This is a genomic window from Dyadobacter beijingensis DSM 21582, from assembly GCF_000382205.1.
GTDB classification, from domain to species: Bacteria; Bacteroidota; Bacteroidia; order Cytophagales; family Spirosomataceae; genus Dyadobacter; species Dyadobacter beijingensis.
In genome coordinates this window covers 457677-483229 of the sequence record NZ_KB907789.1, presented here as the reverse complement: position 1 = coordinate 483229, position 25553 = coordinate 457677, and the positions used below count along the sequence as shown (strand labels likewise).

Sequence of the window (25553 nt, the reverse complement as noted above, 5' to 3'; positions counted from 1 at the left end):
GAGTGTCGTCTAGAAACAATCAATTTACACTGATTTGCGGTAAATAATTCCGGAAAGGGGCTTTACCTGTAAATCAGTTAACCATTCAGAACGCATTGATGAACCGCCGAGAAGCATTATCCTCGCTAGCTGCCGTGAGTGCAGCGGGCATCGTTCCCGCCGAGGCCGCCAAGCCGAAAGACCAGCCATTTATCTATTCCCTCAATATGAGCACGCTGCGCGGCCAGAAGCTCGGCTTCCGCAAGGAGCTGGAAGTGGCCGCCAAGGCCGGTTATGGGTCGGTGGAGATCTGGATCAGCACTTTGCAGGATTACCTTAAAGGCGGAGGTACATTGCAGGAGGCCAAACGCATTATCGGCGACCTGGGGCTGAAAGTAGAAGACGCGATCGGTTTTGCGACGTGGATCGTGGACGACGAGGCGGCGCGTACCAAAGCATTGGACCAGCTGAAAGGTGAAATGGAACAGCTGGCGGCTATCGGCTGCCCGCGCGTGGCGGCTCCTCCGATGGGTGCTACCACCGGCGCGTCGCTGGACCTCGCACGTGTGGCTGAGCGTTATCGCGCAATCCTGGAATTAGGAGATAAAACCGGCGTTGTGCCGCACCTCGAACTCTGGGGATTTTCCAAAAACCTGAGCCGGGTAGGAGAAATATTGTACGTGGCGGTGGAATCGGGGCACCCGTCGGCCCGCTTGCTCATGGATGTGTACCATTTGCACAAGGGTGGGTCGGGAATGGAGGCCATTAAGGATGTGGGCAAGCCGCTGATCGAGATTTTCCACGTGAACGATTATCCGAAAACGCCGCCCCGCGAGACGATCACCGACGCCGATCGCGTGTATGTAGGCGATGGCATTGCGCCGTGGAAAGATGTTTTGAAAGACCTCAAAAACCAGGATAAGCCTATTGTTCTCTCATTCGAGGTTTTCAATAAGGACTATTGGGCACAGGACGCATTGCAGGTCGCGAAGACGAGCCTTGCCAAAATGAAGAAGATCGTCGAAGCATCCGTTTAACATAGGCAGGGCCGGTAGTCATTACCGGCCTTTTTTATGACACAGCTTTGGACCCGAGCTGGTGGTAATCGAAGTATTTTTTGAGTAAAAGATTAATGAACCTTTTTAGATAGATCTCATTTAAAAAAACATTCGACCAGTTGTCGTACCGCTGCGACTGAATGCCCAGGTAAAAGAAATACATGCAGACGCCCAACATCGGGATCAGGCGCTTTTCTTCTTCGGAAATGCGGGTCACAGATTCATAACCCTTGTAAAACGCCTCCGTTTTGCGCAGTTGCTCCGGTTCGTCCTTTTCCGTTGAATGGATTTGGAGCACGTAATAGGCCATATCGAGGCAGAGCCAGCCGTTTCCGCAGAAATCGAAATCGAAGAAGGTAATGCGGCCGTCGTCGGTGATATTCATATTGTCGAACCAGATATCGAGATGGACGGCGCCTTTCCGTAGCTGGTCATGGTCGGCGTTTTTCAGTTCGTCGAGCAGATATGCCTGTACCGTTTTCATGTACTGCATTTCGTCGGTTTCAGCGGGGAGGAACCGGCCGAGCTGCGCCAGCGAATCGACCAGAAGTTCCTTTTCGGTGTAGGTAATGCGGGTCAATGCAAAATTTTCAGTCTGCAAATGCATGCGCGCCATGAGCGAACCGACCTGGTAGTGGGTCCCGGTATCAAAATTGAGCACTTTTTTACCTTCTGCAAAAGAAAACAACACGCCATACCGCTCACCTTCCGGTGCTGCGAAGGCGTGGATGAATGTATTTTCAATATCTGCAATCGGATAGGAGACAGCAATGCCGTTTTCCTGCAAATGGGCCAGCAAACGTAATTCTTCCGAAATCTCGGTGAATGTTCTCCATTGGAAAGAATACACGCGGAAAATATAGCTGCCCGCAGCTGTGCTGATCAGGTAAGTATCGCTGATACCTGTTTTCAGTATCCGGCATTCGATCGGCTGGCCCGGGAAATATCGTTTTTCAACAAACCGGCCCAGGTGAGCAGGTGAAAGTGTCGAGTTCGAGACGGGGAATACGTTCATGGCGAAAGGCGATTGGGGCGGCAAAATTATGATATATTTGCTCCGGACGTAACGCAGTTAAACAAAAATTTATGGCTGAGATCAATTTCAAACTCGATAACCGTCGCAGAGGCGCCTTTTATGTGGTGGAAGATGGCAAGCAGGTGGGCGAGATGGTGGTCGGATTGAGCGAAACGACATTGACCGTCTACCACACGGAAGTCGATCCCGAAATGGAAGGACGTGGGCTGGCGCGCAAGATGCTGGACGCGATGGTCGCCTATGCGCGTGAGCACAAGTTACAGGTAATGCCCCTGTGCGAGTACGTGCACGGACAGTTTCGCCGCCACCCCGACGATTTCGCCGACGTCTGGGCGAAATAGTCCTGCCGCCTCACACTGGCTGCGGCAGGTATACGATAAATGTGGCGCCTTCGCCTGGTCGGCTTTTGGCGGTAATGTAACCGTGGTGGTTCTGAACGACCTTTTTGCACAATGCCAGTCCGATACCCGAGCCTGAATATTCGCTCCGCCCGTGCAGGCGCTGGAACATCTGGAAAATGCGGTCAAGGTAAGTTTCATCGAAACCGATGCCGTTGTCGCTCACTTCCAGGCGAATGTACCGGTGGTCGGGCAGTAATTTGGGCAAGGTCGCTTTCTCCGCATCCTCCACGTTCCGGTAGGCAATTTGAATGGTCGATTCCTGCTCCGGCAGGCGGTACTTGATGGCATTGCTCACCAGGTTCTGCATGAGTTGGGTGAGCTGTTGACCATTGCCCCACACCACCGGCATTTCCCGTACGGTAATCTCCGTATTCTGTTCCTGAATAGAGATTTCAAGGTCAGCCAGCACCGAACTGACGATATCGCCAAGCGCTACGGCGCTGAACTCACCCTCGCGCGTCGTGAGGCGCGAGTAGGCGAGCAGGTCGTCGATCATCGCCGACATCCTTTTCGAAGCATCCTGAATACGATTAAGCATGTATTTGCCATTGTCATCGAACTGACCGGCATAGGTTGACTGCAAACGCGTGCTGAAAGACTGGATTTTCCGCAGTGGCTCCTGCATGTCATGGCTCGCAGCATAGGCGAATTGTTGCAGGTTGTTGTTGGAATTAACCAGTTCAATATTCGCCTGGTGCAGCTCATTGGTGCGCTGTGTTACGCGCTGTTCGAGCTCGCTGGCGAGCTGGCGGTAGCGTTCCTCGCTTCGTTCGAGCTCCTGCCGGGAAATGACCTGCTCGGTCACGTCAACGGCCATGTCGAGGATTGCGTACACTTCTCCTGCTGCGTTTTTAAGGGGTTTGTAAGTATAATCGTAATAGAACGTCTGCAACTTGCCGCCCACGACGAGGTCGGCGCGGGCGCCTTGCTCGGAATAGGCCTCGCCGGTGCGGTAAATGCGGTCGAGAATGTCAAGAAACGGCTGGCCTTCCAGCTCCGGCAGGGCCACCCGCAGCGGTTTGCCGATCACGGCGTCGCCCTTGCCCCACACTTTCAGCATCGCCTCGTTCGGAATGTCGATCACCATATCTTCTCCGACAAACAGGGCCGTCGCGACCGGTGCCTGCGCGATGAGCGTACGCAGATGCTCCTCATTCACTTTCAGGCGCTGCTCCGATTCGATCCGGTCGGTAATGTCCATGACGATTCCCGAGAGCGACACCGCTTTGCCCAGGCTGTCGTAGAGGTACCGCCCCAGCACCCGGACCCAGTGTACCGATCCATTGTTCCAGATAAAGCGGGCCTCATACCGTAGTTCGCCATTATCTGCCGCCTCGCGGTACGCCTCGTCCCGAATGGGAACGTCGTCGGGGTGAAGGCTGGCAAGCAGGATTTCGCGCGTCATGTTGCTCTTTTCGCTGCCGGTAATGATGCGCGCCATAGTAGGCGAGTAGATAATTTCGTTCGTGCCCAGGGCAACCATAAATGAGCCCGCACCGGAACCTTCAATGGTCATAGCGGCCTGCTGGTCGGCCCAGGCGATCTTTTCCTGGCTCGTAATTTCGCTGGTAATCTCCCTCGAAATGCCGGAAAACCGGTAGGGGACACCGCTCTGGTCGAAATATGCCTGTCCGGTGCAATGCAGCCAGCGCATGATGCCGTCTTTGGCGCCGATGACGCGGTAACGCACATTGTAGGTGCTTCGCTGGGCTGGGTCGAGCGCACGGGTGATGGCATCCGACACGCGTCCGCGGTCGTCCGGGTGGATGAGCTGCGCCAGGGTGTCGTAATGCATGTCTTTATCGTCGGGGTTGCCGAAAAGCTCCTTACAACGATCGTTGAAGAATGCCCACCGGTCGGCCGGATTCAGGTTCCAGGTGCCGAGCTGGGCTGCGTGCATGGCGAATTTGAGGTTTTCTTCACTCTCTTTTAATGCCTTATCGGCACGCAGCCGCGGAGAAATGTCCATCATCGAACCCACCATCCGCACGGGCTTGCCCTCGCGTTGGATCGTGTACCCGCGGTCGTGCACCTGCGCGTAAGAGCCGTCGGATCGTCTGAAACGGTAATTGTCCGCCCAGTTGCTTTCGCCTTTTTCGATGACGCCGTAAATCTTATTCACGACCCGCTCCTGGTCGTCCGGGTGAATGCGGTCGAACCACGATTTGGGGCCGCTTTCAATTTCCTTTGGTTTGTACCCGAAAATTTCTTCCATCGTTTCGTTCCACCATACCGTACCTTTTTCCAGGTCCCAGTCCCAGATTACGTCATGGGTAGCTTTCGCCACAAGTTTGAATCTTTCAATCGCGAGCAGCAGATCGTCGTGGGGCTCATTCAGGGTACCAGTCATGGGTAGTGATTCGTCATCGGGTTATGATGCGGCACGTCCTGGGACGTCTCGCATGGTGTAAAAATACGGATATTAGCTCAAAAGCAATGATTAGTTACTTCCCCGTGGGAGGTGAGAGCAAAAAGCCAGCTGGGATCGGTTCATTCGGGGCGGGCAAAGTAAAATTCTTTCCCGGTTCCCTTTATCATCATTGAAAAAAGTATACTAGCATTTAACCAACCTTGTCATGCGGAAAATCAGGTTTTATTTATCCGGCGCCGTTGCATGGGTGTTTGCCGGCTGCATTATGATACAGGCCCCCCAAAAGCCCGTGCCGCTGTTCGACGGCAAGACATTCCATGGCTGGGAGGGCGATACGCTCAAAACCTGGAAGATCGAGAACGGAAGCATTGCCGGCGGCTCGTTGGAAGAAACCGTTCCGCATAACGAATTCCTGTGTACGCGGAAGCAGTACGGTAATTTTAAGTTGAAAGTGAAATTCAAACTCACTGGTACGGATGGTTTTATCAATACCGGCGTGCAGTTTCACAGCGTCCGGCTCACTAATCCGCCCTACGAAATGACCGGCTACCAGGCCGATCTCGGCGATAAATACTGGGCAAGTCTGTACGACGAATCGCGGCGAAACAAAACCCTGATCGCAGCGGATTCCGCATTGGTGGAGAAAATTGTGAAGCGGAACGACTGGAATGATTACGAAGTTCACAGCCGTAACGGCCGCATTCAGCTGTTTTTGAATGGTACCAAAACAGTGGACTACACCGAGCCCGACAAATCCATTCCACAGAAGGGCCTCATTGGCCTGCAAATCCACGGCGGAGGCAAAGCCAAGGTATTTTACAAGGATATTGTGATCGAAGAATTATAGTAAAGGAATGACCAGAAAATCGAAAGCCGGCCCATTGCGGGACCGGCTTTCGATTTTCTGCACTATTTCCAGATTCCCAGCAAACGCCGCGCTACGATGATCTCGGCAATGTGGTAGGAATTATGGTCGGCGATGAGCATGGCTTCCCGCACGATATTCTGGCCGGTACCCCACGCCAATGGACTGAAAAGATCTTTGCCCTCGTCGGATAGCAATGCGAAGAAACGCTGCTGGTCGCGCTCGATTTCTTCAATACTGTCTGCCCATTGCTCGTCGGTTACCGAGTCGGTCGGCTGCGGCCAGTAATCGTCTGGCCATACCAGCGTTTTGTAATCCTTGGAGATCGAAAAATCGACAATATCCTTTTGCGCGATCCGGATGTGTTCCAGGAGTTGCCAGATGCTGTACGGCAGGTTGTCGGGGATGGTGGTGCGCATGTCGGCCGGAATGCCGGAGAGCGCTTCTGAAAGGGTTACGTGGGCGTTGCCCCCTTTGATCAGGGCAGTCAATTCATTGATCAGTTTTTTTCGCTGGTCGGCGTGCATCGGAAAATTAGTTAATTAGTAGAGTGAGGAATAAGGCGACAAAATGTACATATTTTTGATTTACCGGCGCAACAAATTCCGAATTGCTTAAATTAGGGGAGTCATCATCCAAACCTTTTGAAAAGCTTCAATGAATCCTAACCGCCGTAATTTTCTCAGAAATGTAACAGCCGCGTCTGCTCTGTTAGCCACGGAAAGTATTGCCAAACCTTTTCACATCATTAAAGACCTCAAAAAAATCAGTCCCAACGACAAGATCCGTTTCGCGACGATCGGCATGGGGATTCAGGGGCACAGCGACACCAAGGCAGCCCTGCGCAGTTCCCAGGATGTGGAATTCGTTGCCGCAGCAGACTTGTACGACGGTCGTCTCACCCGCGTGAAGGAAGTGTATGGAAAGGATATTTTTACCACCCGGGACTACCGCCAGATCCTCGAACGAAAGGATATCGACGCGGTACTTGTGGTAACCCCCGACCATTGGCACGACCACATTACCAAAGCCGCATTGCAGGCCGGAAAAAATGTGTACTGCGAAAAACCGATGGTACACCACATTAACGAGGGCCTTTCCGTGATCGACGCCTGGAAGAAATCGGGCAAGACGATGCAGGTGGGCAGCCAGCGAATCAGCTCGGCTTCGTTCAAGGAAGCGAAACGCCTGTTCCAGGCCGGCGAAATCGGGGAAATCAATTATGTAGAATCCAATAACGACCGTTTCAATTCTATCGGCGCCTGGAACTACTCCATTCCGACGGATGCTTCACCGAGCACGGTCGACTGGGATACCTACCTCGGCGACGCGCCTAAACGTGCGTTCGATGCCAAGCGGTTTTTTCGTTGGAGAAATTACCAGGATTACGGCACCGGTGTGGGCGGCGACCTTTTTGTACACCTTATTACCGGCGTGCATTTCGTGACCAATTCACTTGGGCCGGAGCGTGTGATGTCGTCGGGCGAGCTGAGTTACTGGAAAGACGGTCGCGACGTGCCCGACGTGCTCGTTTCCATCCTCGATTACCCCAAAACCGACATTCACGCCAACTTCCAGATGGTACTGCGGGTGAACTTCGCCAACGCAGGCGCCATAGCCAACAACACCCGCATTATCGGTACGGAAGGGCAGATCGAATTTACCGAAAATAACCTCGTACTGACCAAGAAGAAATTGCCGAAAGCGCCGGGCATGGGCGGTTACGACAGCTTCAATACCTTTTCGGAAGCGCAGCAGAAAGAGTTTAAAAAGCAGTACGACGCCCAATATCCGGACGACACCCGCAAGGCCGAACCGGTGAAGGAAGTCCGTTTTGAAGCGCCGAAAGAGGACGACGCGCACGCCAATCACTTCCGCGACTTTTTCGAGAATGTGAAAAAGGGCAGCCTGGGTACCGTGGAAGATCCCGTATTCGGTTTCCGGGCCGCGGCGCCGGTGCTGGCTTGTAATGAAAGCTATTTCAGCAAGAAAATCGTCCACTGGGACCCGGTAGCCATGAAAATGAAGAAGAAATAATGAAGATCATATCTACCATCGCATTGGCCGCAATGCTGGCTATCCCGGCGCTTGCCCAGACTGGCAAGGTGCTCGACAACCTGTCGGTACCCTCCAAACTTCTGAAATCGGAAAGAAAATTCGCCATTTACCTGCCGCCCGACTACGCGACATCGGAGCGCAGCTATCCGGTTATGTACCTGCTGCACGGCGCCGGTGACGACCATACCGGCTGGGTGCAGTTCGGCGAGGTGCTGCACATTGCCGACAAGGCGATCCGCGAGGGCAAAGCGACCCCGATGATCATCGTCATGCCCGATGCCAACACGGGTAGGAGGGGGTATTTCAATGATGTGAAGGGCGACTGGCCCTACGAAGATTTCTTCTTCACGGAGCTGATGCCTTACGTCGAAAAGAAATTCCGCATCAAGGGCGAAAAGCGCTTCCGGGCCATTGCGGGGCTTTCCATGGGCGGCGGCGGCAGCTTTATGTACGCATTGCACCACCCGGAACTGTTTTCGTCGGCCTGCCCGCTAAGTGCCTCCACCGGGCCGATTACCCTGGACGATGCCAAAAAAAACATGGTCAGGAACAATCCCAATATCGCCGATTCTACGGTGGAGCGCTACTATAACCGCCACAGCGCGCTGGCATTGATCAACAACATGCCCGACGATCAGAAAAAGGCCGTGCGCTGGTATATCGATTGCGGCGACGATGATTTTCTGTATGAAGGCAATAGCCTGGTACACATTGCATTGCGGAAAAAAGAAATCCCGCACGAGTTCCGCGTACGCGAGGGCGGGCACACGTGGACCTACTGGCGCGAGTCGCTGCCGGAAGTACTCGAATTCGTATCGAAGGCATTTCACCAGTACTAACCTATGGTTCAGGATGTTTTGCCGGGCATCAGGCAATTTGACCTGACCGGGAAAGTGGCTGTTGTTACCGGAGGCTCAAAAGGGCTGGGTTTGGCGATGGCGGCCGGGCTGGCGTCGGCAGGCTGCGATATGCTCCTTGTAAACAGAAGCGCGGTGGACGGCGAACGGAGTGCCGCCGAGCTGTGCATTTCGTTCGGCACGCGCGTGCTTTCGTACGCGGCCGACATAACGAGCGAGGAGCAGGTGAATGCGATGGTGGCATTCGCGCTGGAAAGTTTCGGGAAGATCGATATTCTCATCAACAGTGCGGGGATCAACATCCGCGGCCCGATCGACGAGCTTTCTCCGGCCGATTTCAAGCACGTTATGGATGTGAATGTAACCGGCACCTGGCTCGCCTGCCGGGCGGTGGCGCCGCATATGAAAGCACAGCGGAGCGGCCGCATGATCAACCTTGCGAGTACGCTGGGACTGGTAGGGCTCGCGAACCGTACGCCCTATACGGCAAGCAAGGGTGCCATTGTGCAAATGACGCGAGCACTGGCATTGGAGCTCGCACCGTTCGACGTCATGGTGAACGCCATATGCCCCGGTCCGTTCCTCACGGAGATGAATATCCCCATTGCCGAGAGCGACGATGCCCGCGACATTATTCTCGGTGCGACGGCCCTGCGGCGCTGGGGGCATCTGCGTGAAATCCAGGGCGCTGCGATTTTCCTGGCCAGTGATGCCGCCAGCTACATGGTCGGCTCGATTCTGGCCGTGGACGGAGGCTGGACGGCGCGTTAATCGTTTTTTAATCTCTGAATATAATTTTTACAAGATTCAAACGTTTGCACGCGTACATTGATATCCGGATCGAGTAAGGTACTGCAAAAATCAGGTTAGTTTCTGCAAAATTGGTATTACTATCCATCAAAAAGCCGTTTCCATGCAATGGAAGCGGTTTTTTATTGTCCGTCCAACTAGTTGCCGCGTATAGCGCCCGGTTAGGGCTATACGTTTAGTAACTATTGGTTATTTTCTAAGAAAACATAGTCAGAAAGCAGGAATGCTTGTTTATGTGAATAATTTCATATCTTTTTGTACATCCGGTTACTCGCACCGCAAGCCTCGGTATTGCCGGGTTACAAAATATAACATTTTCTAGTTTAGCCTCCCTTTTTAGTATAACAAAATCGCCCATCGGTTACGAGCGATATTTTTGAAATAGGACTTAAAGGATTTTTAGTAATACAAATTGTGTATGGTAGACACTTCTCTGACTTGTTGAAAAACAAGGGCTTATGCATGTAATCAAGTTGTAATATCTGTTCATTTTTTTATAATTTTTTTAACTATCTACTATCTATCTATACTTAATCTATGAGGATTTCTGAACGGGAAAAGTACCGGAGCCTAACACGGTATTTTTACTCCCTTCTGTTGACCCTGTTGGTCATGACCGGTGCATACGCTCAGGATGTAACGGTGAAGGGAAAAGTGAATGATGAGCAAGGGCAGGGACTGCCCGGCGTAAGCATCCTGGTCAAAGGGACGTCTACGGGTACGGTAACGGACATCGAGGGTAACTACACCGTGAATGCGCCAGGTACGGCAACGCTCGTGTTTTCTTTTATCGGGTACATCACGCAGGAGATTCCGCTCGGCAACAAAACGAGCCTCGATGTGAAACTCATGTCGGATACCAAAGCGCTGGATGAAGTGGTCGTCGTAGGTTATGGTACCGCCAAGAAAGCAACCCTGACCGGTTCGGTAACAGCCGTGAAAGGTGCCGAATTGCAGAAAGCGCCTGCTGCCAACCTTTCCAACACATTGAGCGGCCGCCTGCCGGGTGTTTCAGCCGTACAGGCGAGCGGTGAGCCGGGTTATGACGGTTCGGCGATCCGTATCCGCGGTACCAACTCACTGGGTAACAGCAATGCACTCATCGTCGTGGACGGTGTGCCCAACCGTTCTGGTGGTTTGGACCGTATCAATCCGGCCGACATCGAAAGCATCTCGGTTTTGAAAGATGCGGCAGCGGCGATTTACGGCTCTCGTGCGGGTAACGGGGTTATCCTCATTACCACCAAGCGTGGAAAAACCGGTAAACCGCAACTTTTGTATGATCTGAACGTGGGTATGGGCCAGCCTACACGCACCCCGACCATGTCGAATGCAGCGGAATATGCGACCATTCGCAATGAATTGCAGATCTACGATAACCTGCCTGTAAACCAGTGGCCTGGCGCATTGCAGGGCTTCAATACGAACGGCGCCTATACGCGTACGGACAATGGAAACGTGCTGAGCGCAGTATTCACGCCGAACGACCTTCAGAAGTTCCGCGACGGTTCCGACCCACTCGTGCACCCCAATACCGACTGGTATGGTTCGGTGATCCGCAAATGGTCGCCCCAGCAGCGCCATAACCTGCAATTGACAGGCGGCAGCGACAATGTAAAATACCTCGCTTCATTGGGTTATATCAACCAGGAGGGTAATTATGTGAACTCCGCGACGGGCTACAAGCAGTATGACATGCGTGTGAACCTCGATACGAAGATCAACAAATATGTAACGGCTACATTGGGCCTTACTTTGCGCGAAGAATTCCGTCGCTTCCCGAACGGCGGCGGCGCCGGCGATATTTTCCGTATGCTGATGCGCGGTAAGCCAACCGAAATCGCGATCTGGCCGGACGGACGCCCGGGACCAGACATCGAGAATGGTCAGAACCCGGCGGTAATTACAACTAATACAACCGGTTATAACAACGACAAGCGCGACTACATTCAAACGAACGGTGGTCTGGAAATCCTCGTACCAGGCGTACCAGGATTGAAAATCAACACGATGGCGGCGATCGATAAGCAGATCCGCCGTCAGAAGTCGTTCCAGAAGCCGTGGACGCTTTATTATTGGGACAAGAAAACCTACGAAGCGGATGGAACCTCTCCATTGCTGACGGGAACCGTGCGTTCGACATTCAACGATCCCCGTTTGACCGAAACCTCTTCTCAGGAACTCTCCATCCAGCTGACCGGACAGGCTTCTTACGAAAAGACATTCGGGGCGCATAATTTCAATGCAATGGTAGGTATCCAGCGCGAAACGGTGGATGCGGACGGATTCTTCGCTTACCGTCGCTACTTCATCTCTCCGGTGGTTGACCAGCTTTTCGCGGGTGGTACGCCTGAGCAGAACATCGGCAACTCGGGAACGAACAACGGAGATTTGTACAAACGCGCACGTTTGAGCTACTTTGGCCGCGTGGGTTATAACTACAAGGAAAAGTACCTCGCCGAATTCCTGTGGCGTGCGGATGGTTCGTATGTATTCCCGAAAGACGGCCGTTTCGGTTTCTTCCCGGGGGTATCGGCGGGCTGGCGTATTTCGGAAGAGGATTTCTGGAAAAACAGCATCCATTTTGTAAACAACGTGAAACTCCGCGGTTCATGGGGCCAGATGGGTGCCGAGCCCTACTTGCTGGGTACAGAAACATTGGCTGAATACCAGTATTTGAACACAATGGGCTTCGGAACCTACATCATCAACGATCAGGTGGCGAAAACTTTGCTCGAAACCCGTGTGGCCAACAACACATTTACCTGGGAGGTGGCCAACAACATGAACTTCGGTATCGAGGGTACATTGTGGAAAGACCGCATTGCATTTGAATTCGATTACTTTATCAATAACCGTTCGAAAATCCTGATCCCGAAAACAGGTTCTACTCCGTCTTCGGCCGGTATCGACGGCAAGCTTCCTCCTCAAAACCTGGGTAAGCTGCAAAACAAAGGATGGGAATTCAAGGTTAGCTACGACGGCGCTGTCGACAATTTCACTTACTCGGTGGGTGTGAATGGTGGGTATGCCAAAAACACGATCAAGTATTGGGATGAAACACCGGGCGCTCCTTCGTACCAGCGCACTACCGGCAAGCCTTACAATGCGTTCCTGGCTTACCAGTACGACGGCGTTTTCGCAGACCAGGCCGCTATCGATGCTAACAAGCTCGATTACAGCGGTATCACAGGAACACTTCGTCCGGGTGACATGAAATTCAAGGATATCAACCAGGATGGTAAAATCACGGCTGATGATAAAGTTCGCTCCGAGAAAACCAACCGTCCGCAGTTTACCGGCGGTATGAACATCAACCTTGGTTACAAGCAGTTTGACCTCGCTATCTTGTTCCAGGGAACGGTGGGCGGCTTGCAATACATCGGCCAAACCGAATCAGGTGATATCGGTAACTACCTGAAATATGCTTACGACCACCGCTGGACGATCGACAACCCAAGCTCGACCGACCCGCGCCTGGCTAACCGTAACAACACCTACTACACCAACTTCGACAATGCAGGTGCCAACACTTATTATCTGAAAAGCAATAACTACCTGCGTTTGAAAAACATCGAGTTGGGCTATAACCTGCCTTCGGAAATCGGCTCGAAGATCGGCGTAGGTAACCTGCGTGTGTATGTGAATGGATTGAACCTGTTTACGATCGATAAGATCAAGATCTGGGACCCGGAAGCGACTTCGTCGAACGGACAATACTATCCGCAGTCGCGAGTTCTTAATGCAGGTGTACGTGTAACTTTCTAAGATTAAAAAAATGAAACTGAGTTATAAAAATTGGATTTTTCTCGCGGCACTGGCAACAACCGGCCTGGTGTCGTGCGATACAGACTTTCTGGACGTAACGCCCCCGATCGAAATCCCGACCGAAGAGGTCTGGAAGGACGGCGCGTTGGCCGAAGGTTTCGTAACGGGTATCTACCAGGGCTTGCAGCAGGGCGGTTTCAGCGAGCAAATGCTGGCGTCGCTGACCGACGAGGCGGTATTTACCCACACAGGACGTAACATCAACACGGTGAACGAAGGTAGTCTGAGCCCTTCCAACCTCGGTTGGGTGGACGATACCTACGGCTGGGGGCCGATGTATACCCGCATCCGCGCGACAAACCAGGCGATCCAGGAACTGCCGAAATCAACTTTCACGGACCAGACTTTGAAGGACCGTCTGAAAGGCGAGGCGCACTTCCTGCGTGCTTATTACTACCATCAATTGGTGCGTTATTACGGTTCCGCACCGATTATCACGAAGGTGTATGCGCTGAATGAAGACTATTCGGTATCGCGTAACACTTTTGAGGAATGTGTGAACTTCATCGTTGCCGACCTCGACAGCGCCACGACATTGCTGAAAGGCAAGGCAGAGCAGAAGGGCCGGGCTACCGAAGCCGCTGCATTGGCATTGAAAGCACGTGTGCTGGTATATGCAGCGAGCGACCTGCACGACATTCCTACTGCCAAAGCGAAGTCCGCATTGATCGCAGGCTATCCGAACCCGGAATTCCTGGGTTACACCGGCGGCGACCGCAAGGCGCGCTGGACGGCTGCACAGGCGGCTGCCAAGGCTGCATTGAATGCCAAGGCGGGCTACAAGCTGAACCTCACGGCACCAGTTACCGGCGAGCAGGGCAAAATCAACTACATTTCGATGGCAATGGCCGGTTACAGCGCCGACAAGACGCTGGACGCGACCGGTGGCGACGACATCGTTTTCGGACGTTACTTCACCGCCAGCCAGACTTCCGACGGTGCGCGCCAGACAGGTTTGAATAACGGTCCTAACGGTTACCACAACTGGGCCGGTAACACACCGATCGGTTTGCTCGTGGATGACTACCAAATGATGGATGGCACAGCATTCTCATGGACAAATCCGACCCATAAAGCGAACCCGTATGTGAACCGCGATCCGCGTTTCTACGCGACGGTGATGTACGATGGAGCTACCTGGAAACCACGTCCTTCCGATGCGAAAGACCCTGCAAACCAGATCCAGACCGGTGCTTACGACCTGCTCGACGACAAAGGCGCGTTGATCAACCGCAAGGGACTTGATACCCGTAGCAGCTCTATCGAAGACTGGAACGGTAGCCGCACCGGTTACTACATGCGCAAGTTCATCGACCCGAACCCGGCATTGTATGATAACACCGACCGCCAAAATATTCCCTGGCCATTCCTTCGCGTCACAGAATCGGCATTCAACTACATCGAGGCGAGCATCGAGCTTGGCCAGGATGCGGTAGCGCTGGAATTGTTGAACAAGATCCGTTTCCGTGCCGGTATGCCTGCATTGAAAGTGTCAGGTGCTGCTTTGAAAGAAGCTTTCCGTCAGGAAAAACGCATTGAAATGGCTTACGAAGAGCAACGTTACCACGATGCACGCCGCTGGATGATCGCGCCGACGACGTTGGGCCGCTCGTTGCAGTTTATCACGGTGATCGGTAAGTTCAAGGCAGGCAAGTCGATGAGAGAGCCGTATCACTACGATCCGACCGTTTACGACTACACTTATACGCCTACCGAAGACAAATCGCACGAAAACCGCACCTGGGTGGACAAAATGTATTTCCGTCCATTCAGCCGCGACGAAATGAACCGTAACGCGAAGCTTATACAGAACCCTGGTTACGACAAGTAACAGTTGCTGAACACGATGCGAAACTGCCCGGGCTGCATGGTCCGGGCAGTTTGCGTTTATGAGGGATTTTTTAGACAAAATCCTACAAATCGGGGATTTAGGTAAACACTATAAGATTGGTAGAATATAGTTAAGTATTTAATAATCAATGTTTTATGTGTTTTGGCATAATCCTGTTTGTAATAGCTACAACAGTGCGAATGCACGAAAGGTCAAAACATTAATAGTTGTCTAAAAAACAAAGATTATGAAAAAGCTAATAGTATCGGCATTGGCCCTGACGCTTATTTCGTTTGCTTCTGCCGAGGCCCAGACGGCCAATCAAACCACAGAAAAGCACGCAGAGCACCAGCAGGCCCAGAAAGCCGCTAGCTCGGAAGAAAAGGTAGCCGTGAAACCGGAAGATTTGCCCGAGGGCATCAAAAAGACGATCAAAAGCGAAGAATTCAGCGGCTGGACCGTGAAGAAGGCGTTTTTGGTAACAGAGTCTGACAAAACGCAATACTACGAATTACAGGTTGCTAACGGGAAAGAAAATGCCCGTGTGAAACTTGATAAAGACGGAAGAAATGTAGGATAACCATAGTATTCCTTCATTATTCAGTGATGAAAAGCCGGAGAGATCCGGCTTTTTTTGTTTCCGGGTGGGTTGCTAACTTTAACGTCTCTTTTGAAAATTCCTAACCCGTTATCTGAATGACCCTTATTTTACGTTCTGTTTACACCCTCGCAGCCGCATCGCTGTTGTTATTGAATTGTGCAGGTAAAAAACAACCTGCATCTGGCACCAACCAGGTAGCAAGTGCCGCTTCCGACGGCAAAGAATTGTTTACGACGCATTGCGTTTCCTGCCACGCGATGGAGCAGGAGGAAATCGGTCCGCGGCTGGGCGGCATTACAGGTCTGCTGTCCGAAAAAGAGCTGATCGCATTCGTTAAGAACCCGAACCATGCCATCGAATCGGGTAATGTGCGGGCGGTAAGTCTTTCGAAACGCTACAAGATGATCATGCCGCCATTCGATTTCCTGAAAGACGAAGAGATACGTGCTATCCTGGGCTACATTGCTGCCGAAACGAAACTGCATAACATCGCCCCGCTGGAAGTGAAACCCGACAGGGAGGGACCCACGGCAAGGCTCGGCACGCCGGTTGTCAAAACGGGGCTGCGCATTGAACTGGAAGACTTTGTCACAATTCCGCCCTCGAGCGACAAAATGCCTCGTACGCGCATCGCGAACATGCGCCCGCACCCGTCGCACGACGGCACGCTGTATGTGAGCGACCAGCGCGGCATTATTTACGTAATCAATGGAAAAGAAATAACCCCGTTCCTCGATTTACGTGGCCAGGTCGAAAACTTTGTGAACGAGCCGGGCCTGGGCACCGGTCTCGGCAGCTTCGCATTTCATCCCGATTACCTTCAAAACGGGCTGATTTATATTACCCACACGGAGGCACCCAGGGGCAAGCCGGCCGATTATTCCTACAATGATTCGATTAAGGTCGCATTGCAATGGGTTGTGTCGGAATGGAAAATGGACGATGTGAGAAGCGCAGTTTTTAAAGGAAAAAGCCGCGAACTGCTGCGCATTAACGTGCCTAACGTCGTTCACGGCACCCAGGATATTGGTTTCAACCCCGATGCCGCCAAAGGGGATAAGGATTACGGAATGCTCTATATCGGCACCGGCGACGGCGGCTCCACCATCAGCAAGCACCCGGAATTGTGCCACACGCTGCATTCGCTGCTAGGCACCATCATCCGCATCGATCCTTTGGGGAATAACAGTAAAAACGGCCGTTACGGCATTCCGGCAGATAATCCGTTTGTGAAAGAAGCCGGCGGCGTTTACCGTGAAATATATGCTTACGGCTTCCGCAACCCGCACCGCCTCGCATGGCACAATGGGCGCCTGTTCAGCGCTGAGGTAGGCGAATCGAATTTCGAAGAAGTGAATGTGATCACAAAAGGCGGCGATTACGGCTGGAACGTGCGGGAAGGAAATTACGCGATCTCTTCGAAAGATCTCAAAAACGTGTACCCCGTACCGGCCACGGAAGCCGCCCCATTCGAAAAGCCCTACCTGGCCTATGACCACGTGGACGGTAACGCCATCAGCGGCGGCTACGTCTACGAGGGGCCGATCGCCGCATTGAAGGACAAATACATTTTCGGCGACATTGTAAACGGCCGGATTTTCTATGCCAACGTCGACGCGAAACTGAGCGACGGGCAGATTTACGAATTAATGATCGTCCGCGACGGCCAGGAAACCAATCTGGTGGAAATGTCCGGCTCCAAGCGCGTCGACATCCGCATTGAATACAACCGCTTCACAAAAGAGCTCTACATCATGACCAAAAGCGACGGCAAGATCCGCCGGGTGAGTAGGGCGTACACAAACAATTAACTTAATCCAATGAAACAACTAGCCATAATCCTGCTCGTATGCACGCATGCGGCTTTCGCGCAAGAGCATCAGTACGCTGCTCCGAGTAAATATCTGTCGCTATCGGTCGGGCCGAGCAAGCATGGGACCGGCGATATGAGGGGGATTATGCAGCGGGTTACGTATACGCAGTATTTCAAAAAGAGGCTGTTCTGGTATGCATCGGTGGGGGCGGATTTACATGATGGAGAATACCAGGTGATTGTCACGCAGCCGTCGGGGGAGGTGACCGACCATTCCTTTCGCTATACTGCGGGTGCAATGCAGCTGACAGGCGGGGCGGGGTTCAGTGCTTTGAGGTCGAAAAATACGGAACTGGGGGTTCGTTTGGCGGCCGTACTGCGTTACCAGTCGTCTTCATTATATGACTATCTGAACATCATTTACGATCCGAAAGAAATCGGACCTTACCCGGCGATGTTCATTGCAAATGTCAACCCGCAAAGAACGTTTGCCGCAGGTATTTGCCCTGAGCTATTCTTCAATCAAAGAATTTTTAAAAGTTTTACGGCAGGCATTTCGGGGGGATTTCAGCTGGACACGAACGGCGATGTCCTGACTTCCTTCGCGTTGTCGGTCGGGAAATACCTCAGGTAAAAATGGTTGGAAGGCTGTTTGGCCGCAAAATAATTGTCGTCGGCCGCAAAGTAACAATGGCCCACGGGTAGTTAGAACGTTCTGATACATTTGCCAAAAACGAAATCAGAACAATCGCTATGGCCAATGTAAAAACGGTTCTCGACCAGTGGTCGGTAAAGGACCTTGAAGACAATTCCAGCATCAACGTACTCGTCGAAAGCTGCACCGAGCTTGGGAACAATGCCCAGCCCGGCGTTCAGATCGTGTGCATGGGGCAGTTTGTGACCTATGAACCCAACATCGTGGAGCAATGGGCGTATAAAGCCGGCAAACAGGATGCCCGGGAATACCTGCTCGAAGACAAATCGTGGACGTTTCACGACGATCAGTATGTCAAATATTTCCTCGTTCTCGGCAGTCCGCTCAAAGCACGCATTACCGTAAAGACCCGCAGCTCCAAGCCCAATACCCGTGAATACGAGCTGCCATTTGAAGTTTAATATTACCCGGGAAATAAACACACACCTGAACGATGATCAAGATCACCTACTTTGCCCTGCTGGGCACCTTTTCCCTCATTTTTCTGATCGCGATCATCTACTATCTCGTGAAACCCGCCCCGTCGGGCGATAGCTCAGTGGGGTGGGCGATCGGGATTTTTTACCTTACGGCATTGCTGGGCGTCATCCTGGTCGCGCTGCTGTTTTGGAGAAACAAGACCATCGGACTGATAGTCCTCTGCATTCCGCTACTATTTATTGTAATACCCATAATCAAAAGCGGCGCGCGCGACTTGTACGCATGGCTGCCCGCGCAACGTGCGACGCCGCTCACCCTGCACATTGCCAACAACACCTCCGCGCTCGTGAATGTCAAGCTCGAATGCTGGTTCGGGAAAACGGACGGCGATGAGCAATCCCTCTACAAAACGCTGGAATTTACCTCCAAACCGCTTGCGGTAGACCAGCACGTTCTTTCCGATTACGACACCCAGCTGCTTTCGGCCAAGAGTGCCTTCATCCGCATCGTGTTTTATGAATGCCTGCAGCAATCGGGAAATGGCTACACCTACGTGCGTGAAGTGCAGCCGTGTATGCAATACCAAGATGTCGCAATCGAAGATTTTCAGGGGAACGATTACCTGATCACAATCGATGGAGAGAAGAACACCGACGCGTTCCGGGCCGAGGTGAGGCGGTTAAAGGAAAGCGATATGTATCAAAACGGCGTTTTTTAATATCCAAACTATGAAACTCACATTATCCAGCATTGTAGAATCACCGGTCATATTGCCTTACTGCTCCACCTGGGTAGCCGAAAAGAGGCGATCGTTTATCATTTCGAACTACAAAATGGTGGCTGAGCTGGGCATCAACGGAACCATGGACGTTATAAGGCAGTCCTCCGGGGACAGTGACGGCATTCTTGACGACGCTCTGCCCGCCGGCATTTATGAGGACATCCGAAAGAAAGGCATCAACGGTTTTCAGCTGCTGCCAAAGAGTGATTATAAAAACTGGGAGCAGTTCAACGGCGGCGCATTGCTCATCGAAGCCGCCAAATCGTACGGTCTTTTTGATAACAACTTTCCCGTGCAAGCGCACGATGGCCTGATCATCAGCTTCGGAAAAAAGTCGATCATTATGTCGGTGTGGGAAAATGGGCAGCTGGCAACGACCGATATTGCCAAGACCAAGGGAAAAGCGCCTATCAGCACAACATTGCATCCGCAGGAAAACCTGGTCATTTATGGTACCAATTACGGCGAACTTTACGCGCAGGATTTCAGCGACGGCGGTTTCGAGAAAGCGGTAAAAATTGATCAATTGCCGAATACCTGTTACCAAATGTCGTTCGACCCGGATGGCAGAAACCTGTTCGTGTGCGGGATGGGTTATCTTCGGATTTTCGAGTTTAAGAATAATGCATTCACCCAGCGCGCTTCACTTATGACCGCCTCCCGGTCGTTTGCGCTTGCCGGCAACTTCCTAGTTTTAAACAAGGGAATACATGGGATAGATGTTCTGAATGTGGCTGTGGACCCGGCGCGCGTCACTTCGCTGGATGTTCCGTTTACGATCGATAAAATGGAATACCTCTCGTCCGCCGCTATGCTGCTGGTCACTTCGGGTTCCTCCCAGGATCTGGGCCTGATCCGTTGCGAAATGCATTAAGTGTTACAAATAGATCTTCACCATTTCCCGCCAGTACCGTGGCCGGTGCGCCTCTTCTTCCCAGATATGGAATGCATGCGGCACGCTGATCTGGTTCAGGGAATCGCTCAGGTGGCGGTTATTGTCCAGAAATGTGTCCTCCCGCCCGATTACCAGCGTAATTTCCTGCTCGCGCAGCAGCGCCAGCAGCTCCGGGTCCGAAATGCCGGGGACGAAATGATTGGGCATATTGTAATAAATATTCTCGTCGAAATAGCCGTCGAACAGGTCCGCGAAAAAAGGGAGCGGCTGCGTGAGGTCGTAGCGTGCGCTCATACCCACCACTTTCGTAAATAGCTGCGGGTGTTTGAACGCGATATTCACTGCATGGTAACCACCCAGGCTGCAACCCGCGGCGATCAATTCCCGCTTCTTGTTCTGAATGCGGATAAACGGGATTACTTCTTCAAGAATGTATTTTTCATACTGAATGTGGCGGGCAATGCGCAGCGGCGGCGGGGCGTCGGAGTAAAAACTTTCACTGTCGACGCTATCGACGCAGTACACCTGGATGTGGCCGTCTTCGATCTTGTCTTTCATGGCGTCGATCACCCGCCAGTTTTCAAAATCATAGAAATGGGCCGAGCGGGTTGGAAAAAAGATCACCGGCGTGCCGCCGTGACCAAATACGAGTATTTCCATGTACTTGCCCAAACTCGGACTAAACCACTTGTGATACGCCCTTTCCATGACAACCAAATTTTGTTTAAGAGGTTTTCTGAACCGTTTCCAAAACATTGTGTACACTTTCACTAATCGCCTTTCGCCAGATCGCGTAGCCGTCCGCGCTTAAATGCAGCCCGTCGGCCTCGAACAGCGATTTCCTGGGATACCCCTGATAATTGACCATCAAAGGAAAAATATCGATGTAATGCTGCTGCGGGTCTTTTTCAGCCTCCTCACGGATCAGCTCGTTGGCCGTTCTGATCGATTCTATAATATCCCACCGCTGCAAGCTTGGCTTGATCGACACGAAAAAGCAGGGAATGTCCCCGAACCGTTCCCGGATAAGCCCGGTGAGCTGGCGGTAGAACAGCAGCACCTCCGTCGGGTGGCGACCGTCGCCGAGGTCGTTGTCGCCGGCGTAGATCACAAACCGTTTCGGGTCGCGCACGGAAGCCATGATACGTTCGAAAAACCACACGCAGGCCGCGAGCGTAGAGCCGCCGAAACCCAGGTTTACCGGTCTCAAATCCGCAAAATCCTCATACAAATCCCTCCAAAGCGTAAAACTCGAACTTCCGTAGAAGACGGTTTCGGGCTCATAAGGTAATCGGGACCGTTCTTTTTCGACTCTTTGTACTTCCTCTTCGTACCAAATCATGGGTTTACTGATTTCTGATCGTGCTGTTTGCAGGTGATTACCTGTAAAAATAAGTATGCCAAATTAACAAACCGTTAAATTACGGTCACTTGAATGATAATAAATGGTGATTTTCAACGCATTGATAGTCTAAATTGCAGCATCTCCACAATAAATGTGATTTTTTGTAAATCGGTTACAACCATTGCCTTTTCTTCTGGTTCTCTGCATTATATTTAAAAATACTATTGGCATGAAAAAAACGATTTTACTCGCATTCCTCTGCATTGCAGCCATCGCCTGCGACAAGAAGGATGACAGCACACCACAGCCGGAACTCGGCACCGTCAGCGTCCCTTACCGCCAGTCTACCAAGGTTTCCGCCTCCGGTACCGACCTGAAAGTAGAGTTGAAGGAAATTACCGACAGCCGCTGCCCGATCAATGCAGACTGTATTTCCATGGGAAGCGCCAAGCTGGTCCTCACCATTTCCGACGCTTCCAACGCGGCGAATGTGAATTTCGAGTTCAGCGCGATTTCGCAGCGGAATGCGCAGGAGTTCAAATTGGGCGACGTGGAATATGTGCTGAGCGTTACCGAAGTACTTCCTTATCCGCAACTTCCAGTAACCACCAAGCTGGAAGATTACAAGATCGGGGTATCCATCGAAAGAAAGTAATAGATTCAGATTTGGTGTGAAGTGCAGCAAAAGGAGTCAGGACTATCCTGGCTCCTTTTCTCATTTTTGGGCATTCCGGCTCCCGGCAACGCATTTTGTTCGTATCTTAATCGCTTTAAAAACCCATTAACCAGGCAATGAAGCATATTTTTTCAAGACGGGAGGCATTGGCCGGTCTGGCCGCTGCCAGTGCTGCTTTGGCATTGGACCCGTTTTCTTCCTCGGCACAAAGCGATCTCAAAATGATACTGGAAAGAAAAATTCCGTCTACGGGCGAGCGTATGCCCGTTGTAGGCCTGGGTTCGTGGCAGCAGTTCGACGTCGGAACGGGTGCCGCTGAACGTACACCATTGAAGGAGGTTTTGAAAAAAATGCAGGAGCTCGGCGGAAAGCTGATCGACGCGTCGCCTATGTACGGACGCGCCGAGCAGGTGATCGGCGACCTGACGACGGAACTGAAACTGAACGACCGTTTTTTCTTCGCTACGAAAGTGTGGACCACCGGCAGGCAGGAGGGGATCGACCAGATGAATGCTTCGCTGCGCAAAATGAACCGGAAGAAAATCGATCTGATGCAGGTGCATAATTTGCAGGATTGGGAAACCCATCTCAAAACGCTGAAAGACTGGAAATCGGAAGGAAAAGTGCGGCATATTGGCATCACGCATTACACCGACGCCGCCCATTCCCGCCTGGAACAGATCGTCAAATCGGAGCAGATCGATTTTGTACAGTTCAACTATTCGATCCGTTCGCGGAATGCCGAGAAAAGCCTGCTCAAAGCAGCGAAAGATAAAGGTGTGGCCGTGATTATCAATGAGCCGTTCGAGCAGGGCGCGTTGTTCAGGGCCGTGAAGGGCAAGGAACTACCGGCCTGGGCGAGAGATTATGATATCAAAAGCTGGGCGCAGTTCTTCCTCAAATATATCATCAGCAACGATGCCGTCACCTGTGTGATACCAGGCACTTCGGACGTGAAGCACCTGGTAGACAACCTCGGCGCCGGCGAAGGGCGACTGCCCGATGAGGCCGGCCGGAAGAAAATGCGCGACTTTATCGCGGGAGTTTAGCCCTATTCCAATGCGAATGCGACGTACTGGTTGCCCTTTTTGGTTCCCAGCTTCGTACCGCCGCAAGCGATCACGACATATTGTTTGCCATTCGCCTCATAGGTAGCAGGCGTGGCAAATCCGGCAGCCGGCAATTGCGTTTCCCAAAGCAATTTGCCGGTTTTTTTATCGAATGCCCTGAATTTGCCATCCTTCGTAGCCGCTATGAAAAGCAAGCCGCTCGCGGTAACGACCGGCCCGCCGTAGTTTTCGGTGCCGGTGGTCGGTACGCCCTTTGCTTTCAAAGACTCCACCTCCCCGAATGGTATTTTCCATAGGAAGCGGCCGGTATTCAGGTCGATGGCATTGAGCGTTCCCCACGGCGGGGAAATGGCCGGCAAGCCGTTCGCATCGAGGAATTTGTTGTAACCCGTGCTTTGGTAAGGTAAATATACCTTTTTAGAAGCGGGCGTTGCCGATACCGCTTCCACCTTCTCATCCCCAAACAGGAAAGAAACCAATGCCTGCTTTTCATCGGCGGTCAGCATCGTAAAGCCGGGCATCATGCCTTTTCCGGAAGTAATCAGTTGATTCACAAATGATTTATCACGGCGCGTGCCGATATCGACCAGCGAAGGGTAGCCGCTTTTCGCATTGCCTTTCCGTTGCGGGCCGTGGCAGGTTACGCAGTAAGTCGTGTACACCTTTTCGCCCGGGCTCAGGTTGGAAAGTTCGCTCGCCTTCGGCGTGTCTTTCATCGTCAGTATCCAGGCCATTTCATTGCTGTTGACATACAAAATGCCCTCGTTGGGGTCGGCGGCAGCGCCTCCCCATTCGGCACCTCCGTCGAAGCCGGGCAGGATCACCGTGCCTTCCTTGCTCGGCGCAGCAAACAATGCTTTTTTATAACCTTTGAATTTGATTTTTAACGAATCCCGGTCCGGCGCGTGGACGCTGATGTCGTTTTCAGTTAATGTGTAGGCCTGGCGGGCATAAGGGGCCGGTTTGCTAGGCACGGGCTGTGTGGGCCAGGGATGTTCCCCCGGCAACGCGCCTGCTGGAACAGGCACTTCCTTGATGGGAAAGAGCGGCTTGCCCGTCACCCGGTCGAAAATGAATACATAGCCCTGCTTGCTCACCTGCGCCACGGCGTCGATTTTGCGGGGTTTGCCGTCGGGGCCATTTTGCGTCACGGTAATGAGGTTCGGCGGCGCCGGCAGGTCGCGGTCCCACATGTCGTGGTGCATCGTCTGGTAATGCCACAGCCGCTTGCCCGTGCGTGCGTCGAGCGCGAGCAGGCAGTTCGAGAACAAGTTTGTCCCCTTACGTTTGCCTCCGTAAAAATCATAACCCGCAGAACCGGTAGGTACGTACAGAATGCCCCGTTTGCGGTCGATGGCCGTGCCGGCCCAGTTGTTGGCGGCGCCGGTGTATGTGTTCTGGTACGCATCGGGCGGGAAGGTTTCGTAGCCGAATTCGCCGGGGTAAGGGATCGTGTGAAACGTCCACACCAGTTTGCCCGTCCGCACGTTGAATGCCCGCAGGTCGCCCGGCGCTGCGTCCGAATCCTCCGAGAGCCGCAGCGGCATGATGATCAGGTCTTCGAAGATCGTCCCTGGTGTGTTGGACACCATGTACTTGTTTTTCGCGATGTCGGGAAGGCCCGTGTGGAGGTCGATGCGGCCATTATCGCCAAAGCGCTCGATCACCTTTCCCGTGCGCGCATCGAGCGCGTACAGGTGGGCGGCCATCGCGTGTAGGATGCGCTTGTCGTCGCCATCTTCCCAGTAGGTAAGCCCACGGCTCGTATTCGACCCGTTTTTGGATTTATCCCCGAATATCCAAAGCTGTTTACCCGTAGCCGCGTCCAGTGCAAATGCCTGCACCGTAGCCGTGACGCCGTACAGCACGCCATTCACGACAATGGGGTTTACCTGCGTTTGCCCCGAATCCGGCATCGACCACGTCCAGGCCACTTTCAGGTTTTTGACATTCTCCTTGTTGATCTGGGTCAGCGGAGAGTAATGATTGCGGTCGGGGCCGCCGAGGTATTCCCGCCATTCGCTGCCGGGGCCGGCTTGCTGGTTATCTTTTTGGTCGGAAACAGTCTGCGCGCCGGCGAGCAGCAATGCGGCACTGCCGATACACCACGATAGGGTCTTTAACATAAAAATCTGAACTCGAT

Annotated in this window: 22 protein-coding genes; 16 read left to right on the top strand and 6 right to left on the bottom strand. The window is 52.6% G+C overall.

Going from position 1 to position 25553, the window contains the following annotated elements; translation table 11 throughout:
* Positions 1-98: 98 nt before the first annotated feature.
* Positions 99-1016 carry a sugar phosphate isomerase/epimerase family protein gene (locus tag H144_RS0120555; RefSeq protein ID WP_019943992.1) on the top strand — a complete coding sequence of 306 codons (918 nt, stop codon included), beginning with the start codon at positions 99-101 and terminating at the stop codon, positions 1014-1016.
* Positions 1017-1050: 34 nt separating this feature from the next.
* On the opposite strand, the gene H144_RS0120550 is transcribed toward H144_RS0120555, so the two are convergent.
* The gene (locus tag H144_RS0120550; RefSeq protein WP_019943991.1) at positions 1051-2052 is read right to left on the bottom strand and encodes a phosphotransferase; all 1002 of its coding nucleotides are present in this window, start codon (positions 2050-2052) and stop codon (positions 1051-1053) included.
* Between the two features lie 71 nt (positions 2053-2123).
* On the opposite strand from H144_RS0120550, the gene H144_RS0120545 reads away from it, so the two are divergent.
* Positions 2124-2414: a GNAT family N-acetyltransferase gene (locus H144_RS0120545; RefSeq protein ID WP_019943990.1), complete on the top strand. Its 291-nt coding sequence runs from the start codon at positions 2124-2126 to the stop codon at positions 2412-2414.
* Positions 2415-2424: 10 nt separating this feature from the next.
* Here H144_RS0120545 and H144_RS0120540 read toward each other — a convergent pair whose 3' ends face one another.
* Complete coding sequence (locus H144_RS0120540) at positions 2425-4824, bottom strand: PAS domain-containing sensor histidine kinase (protein ID WP_019943989.1); 2400 nt, start codon at positions 4822-4824, stop codon at positions 2425-2427.
* 226 nt (positions 4825-5050) lie between these two features.
* On the opposite strand from H144_RS0120540, the gene H144_RS0120535 reads away from it, so the two are divergent.
* Positions 5051-5692 carry a 3-keto-disaccharide hydrolase gene (locus H144_RS0120535; protein WP_019943988.1) on the top strand — a complete coding sequence of 214 codons (642 nt, stop codon included), beginning with the start codon at positions 5051-5053 and terminating at the stop codon, positions 5690-5692.
* Between the two features lie 62 nt (positions 5693-5754).
* On the opposite strand, the gene H144_RS0120530 is transcribed toward H144_RS0120535, so the two are convergent.
* A complete protein-coding gene (locus H144_RS0120530) occupies positions 5755-6237 on the bottom strand; it encodes a DinB family protein (RefSeq protein ID WP_019943987.1) in 483 nt (160 codons plus the stop codon).
* A gap of 130 nt (positions 6238-6367) precedes the next feature.
* On the opposite strand from H144_RS0120530, the gene H144_RS0120525 reads away from it, so the two are divergent.
* The 11 genes from H144_RS0120525 (at position 6368) to H144_RS0120475 (ending at position 20298) form a co-directional block, all read left to right on the top strand.
* Positions 6368-7747 carry a Gfo/Idh/MocA family protein gene (locus H144_RS0120525; protein WP_019943986.1) on the top strand — a complete coding sequence of 460 codons (1380 nt, stop codon included), beginning with the start codon at positions 6368-6370 and terminating at the stop codon, positions 7745-7747.
* On the top strand, positions 7747-8607 hold the full coding sequence (locus H144_RS0120520) for an alpha/beta hydrolase (protein ID WP_026350869.1): 861 nt from the start codon (positions 7747-7749) through the stop codon (positions 8605-8607). Before H144_RS0120525 ends, H144_RS0120520 begins: the two co-directional genes overlap by 1 nt.
* Positions 8608-8610: 3 nt before the next feature.
* Positions 8611-9396, top strand: a complete 786-nt coding sequence (locus H144_RS0120515) for an SDR family NAD(P)-dependent oxidoreductase (RefSeq protein WP_019943984.1) — start codon at positions 8611-8613, stop codon at positions 9394-9396.
* Between the two features lie 651 nt (positions 9397-10047).
* Positions 10048-13203, top strand: a complete 3156-nt coding sequence (locus H144_RS0120510) for a SusC/RagA family TonB-linked outer membrane protein (protein ID WP_019943983.1) — start codon at positions 10048-10050, stop codon at positions 13201-13203.
* A 10-nt stretch (positions 13204-13213) separates the two neighbouring features.
* Positions 13214-15094 carry a RagB/SusD family nutrient uptake outer membrane protein gene (locus tag H144_RS0120505; protein ID WP_019943982.1) on the top strand — a complete coding sequence of 627 codons (1881 nt, stop codon included), beginning with the start codon at positions 13214-13216 and terminating at the stop codon, positions 15092-15094.
* Between the two features lie 247 nt (positions 15095-15341).
* Positions 15342-15674 (top strand): hypothetical protein, encoded by a 333-nt coding sequence (locus H144_RS0120500; protein WP_019943981.1) that lies wholly within the window; start codon positions 15342-15344, stop codon positions 15672-15674.
* A gap of 116 nt (positions 15675-15790) precedes the next feature.
* Positions 15791-17506 carry a PQQ-dependent sugar dehydrogenase gene (locus H144_RS0120495; protein WP_019943980.1) on the top strand — a complete coding sequence of 572 codons (1716 nt, stop codon included), beginning with the start codon at positions 15791-15793 and terminating at the stop codon, positions 17504-17506.
* 9 nt (positions 17507-17515) lie between these two features.
* On the top strand, positions 17516-18142 hold the full coding sequence (locus H144_RS0120490; protein WP_019943979.1) for a hypothetical protein: 627 nt from the start codon (positions 17516-17518) through the stop codon (positions 18140-18142).
* Between the two features lie 119 nt (positions 18143-18261).
* A complete protein-coding gene (locus tag H144_RS0120485; RefSeq protein WP_019943978.1) occupies positions 18262-18624 on the top strand; it encodes a hypothetical protein in 363 nt (120 codons plus the stop codon).
* Between the two features lie 32 nt (positions 18625-18656).
* Positions 18657-19361 (top strand): hypothetical protein, encoded by a 705-nt coding sequence (locus H144_RS0120480; protein WP_019943977.1) that lies wholly within the window; start codon positions 18657-18659, stop codon positions 19359-19361.
* 10 nt (positions 19362-19371) lie between these two features.
* Positions 19372-20298 (top strand): lactonase family protein, encoded by a 927-nt coding sequence (locus tag H144_RS0120475; protein ID WP_019943976.1) that lies wholly within the window; start codon positions 19372-19374, stop codon positions 20296-20298.
* A gap of 3 nt (positions 20299-20301) precedes the next feature.
* On the opposite strand, the gene H144_RS0120470 is transcribed toward H144_RS0120475, so the two are convergent.
* The gene (locus tag H144_RS0120470; protein WP_026350868.1) at positions 20302-21027 is read right to left on the bottom strand and encodes an esterase family protein; all 726 of its coding nucleotides are present in this window, start codon (positions 21025-21027) and stop codon (positions 20302-20304) included.
* 16 nt (positions 21028-21043) lie between these two features.
* The gene (locus tag H144_RS0120465) at positions 21044-21661 is read right to left on the bottom strand and encodes a GDSL-type esterase/lipase family protein (protein WP_026350867.1); all 618 of its coding nucleotides are present in this window, start codon (positions 21659-21661) and stop codon (positions 21044-21046) included.
* A 232-nt stretch (positions 21662-21893) separates the two neighbouring features.
* On the opposite strand from H144_RS0120465, the gene H144_RS0120460 reads away from it, so the two are divergent.
* Positions 21894-22319 (top strand): hypothetical protein, encoded by a 426-nt coding sequence (locus H144_RS0120460; RefSeq protein WP_019943973.1) that lies wholly within the window; start codon positions 21894-21896, stop codon positions 22317-22319.
* Positions 22320-22456: 137 nt separating this feature from the next.
* Positions 22457-23389 (top strand): aldo/keto reductase, encoded by a 933-nt coding sequence (locus H144_RS0120455; protein ID WP_019943972.1) that lies wholly within the window; start codon positions 22457-22459, stop codon positions 23387-23389.
* Positions 23390-23391: 2 nt separating this feature from the next.
* Here the strand turns inward: H144_RS0120455 and H144_RS0120450 are convergent, their stop codons facing one another.
* The gene (locus H144_RS0120450) at positions 23392-25536 is read right to left on the bottom strand and encodes an outer membrane protein assembly factor BamB family protein (RefSeq protein WP_019943971.1); all 2145 of its coding nucleotides are present in this window, start codon (positions 25534-25536) and stop codon (positions 23392-23394) included.
* Between the last annotated feature and the right edge of the window lie 17 nt (positions 25537-25553).

Excerpts from the sequence above, each read along its gene's own strand:
- H144_RS0120555 (WP_019943992.1), top strand. The coding sequence starts at position 99 with ATGAACCGCCGAGAAGCATTATCCTCGCTAGCTGCCGTGAGTGCAGCG.
- H144_RS0120550 (WP_019943991.1), bottom strand. The coding sequence starts at position 2,052 with ATGAACGTATTCCCCGTCTCGAACTCGACACTTTCACCTGCTCACCTG.
- H144_RS0120545 (WP_019943990.1), top strand. The coding sequence starts at position 2,124 with ATGGCTGAGATCAATTTCAAACTCGATAACCGTCGCAGAGGCGCCTTT.
- H144_RS0120540 (WP_019943989.1), bottom strand. The coding sequence starts at position 4,824 with ATGACTGGTACCCTGAATGAGCCCCACGACGATCTGCTGCTCGCGATT.
- H144_RS0120535 (WP_019943988.1), top strand. The coding sequence starts at position 5,051 with ATGCGGAAAATCAGGTTTTATTTATCCGGCGCCGTTGCATGGGTGTTT.
- H144_RS0120530 (WP_019943987.1), bottom strand. The coding sequence starts at position 6,237 with ATGCACGCCGACCAGCGAAAAAAACTGATCAATGAATTGACTGCCCTG.
- H144_RS0120525 (WP_019943986.1), top strand. The coding sequence starts at position 6,368 with ATGAATCCTAACCGCCGTAATTTTCTCAGAAATGTAACAGCCGCGTCT.
- H144_RS0120520 (WP_026350869.1), top strand. The coding sequence starts at position 7,747 with ATGAAGATCATATCTACCATCGCATTGGCCGCAATGCTGGCTATCCCG.
- H144_RS0120515 (WP_019943984.1), top strand. The coding sequence starts at position 8,611 with ATGGTTCAGGATGTTTTGCCGGGCATCAGGCAATTTGACCTGACCGGG.
- H144_RS0120510 (WP_019943983.1), top strand. The coding sequence starts at position 10,048 with ATGACCGGTGCATACGCTCAGGATGTAACGGTGAAGGGAAAAGTGAAT.
- H144_RS0120505 (WP_019943982.1), top strand. The coding sequence starts at position 13,214 with ATGAAACTGAGTTATAAAAATTGGATTTTTCTCGCGGCACTGGCAACA.
- H144_RS0120500 (WP_019943981.1), top strand. The coding sequence starts at position 15,342 with ATGAAAAAGCTAATAGTATCGGCATTGGCCCTGACGCTTATTTCGTTT.
- H144_RS0120495 (WP_019943980.1), top strand. The coding sequence starts at position 15,791 with ATGACCCTTATTTTACGTTCTGTTTACACCCTCGCAGCCGCATCGCTG.
- H144_RS0120490 (WP_019943979.1), top strand. The coding sequence starts at position 17,516 with ATGAAACAACTAGCCATAATCCTGCTCGTATGCACGCATGCGGCTTTC.
- H144_RS0120485 (WP_019943978.1), top strand. The coding sequence starts at position 18,262 with ATGGCCAATGTAAAAACGGTTCTCGACCAGTGGTCGGTAAAGGACCTT.
- H144_RS0120480 (WP_019943977.1), top strand. The coding sequence starts at position 18,657 with ATGATCAAGATCACCTACTTTGCCCTGCTGGGCACCTTTTCCCTCATT.
- H144_RS0120475 (WP_019943976.1), top strand. The coding sequence starts at position 19,372 with ATGAAACTCACATTATCCAGCATTGTAGAATCACCGGTCATATTGCCT.
- H144_RS0120470 (WP_026350868.1), bottom strand. The coding sequence starts at position 21,027 with ATGGAAAGGGCGTATCACAAGTGGTTTAGTCCGAGTTTGGGCAAGTAC.
- H144_RS0120465 (WP_026350867.1), bottom strand. The coding sequence starts at position 21,661 with ATGATTTGGTACGAAGAGGAAGTACAAAGAGTCGAAAAAGAACGGTCC.
- H144_RS0120460 (WP_019943973.1), top strand. The coding sequence starts at position 21,894 with ATGAAAAAAACGATTTTACTCGCATTCCTCTGCATTGCAGCCATCGCC.
- H144_RS0120455 (WP_019943972.1), top strand. The coding sequence starts at position 22,457 with ATGAAGCATATTTTTTCAAGACGGGAGGCATTGGCCGGTCTGGCCGCT.
- H144_RS0120450 (WP_019943971.1), bottom strand. The coding sequence starts at position 25,536 with ATGTTAAAGACCCTATCGTGGTGTATCGGCAGTGCCGCATTGCTGCTC.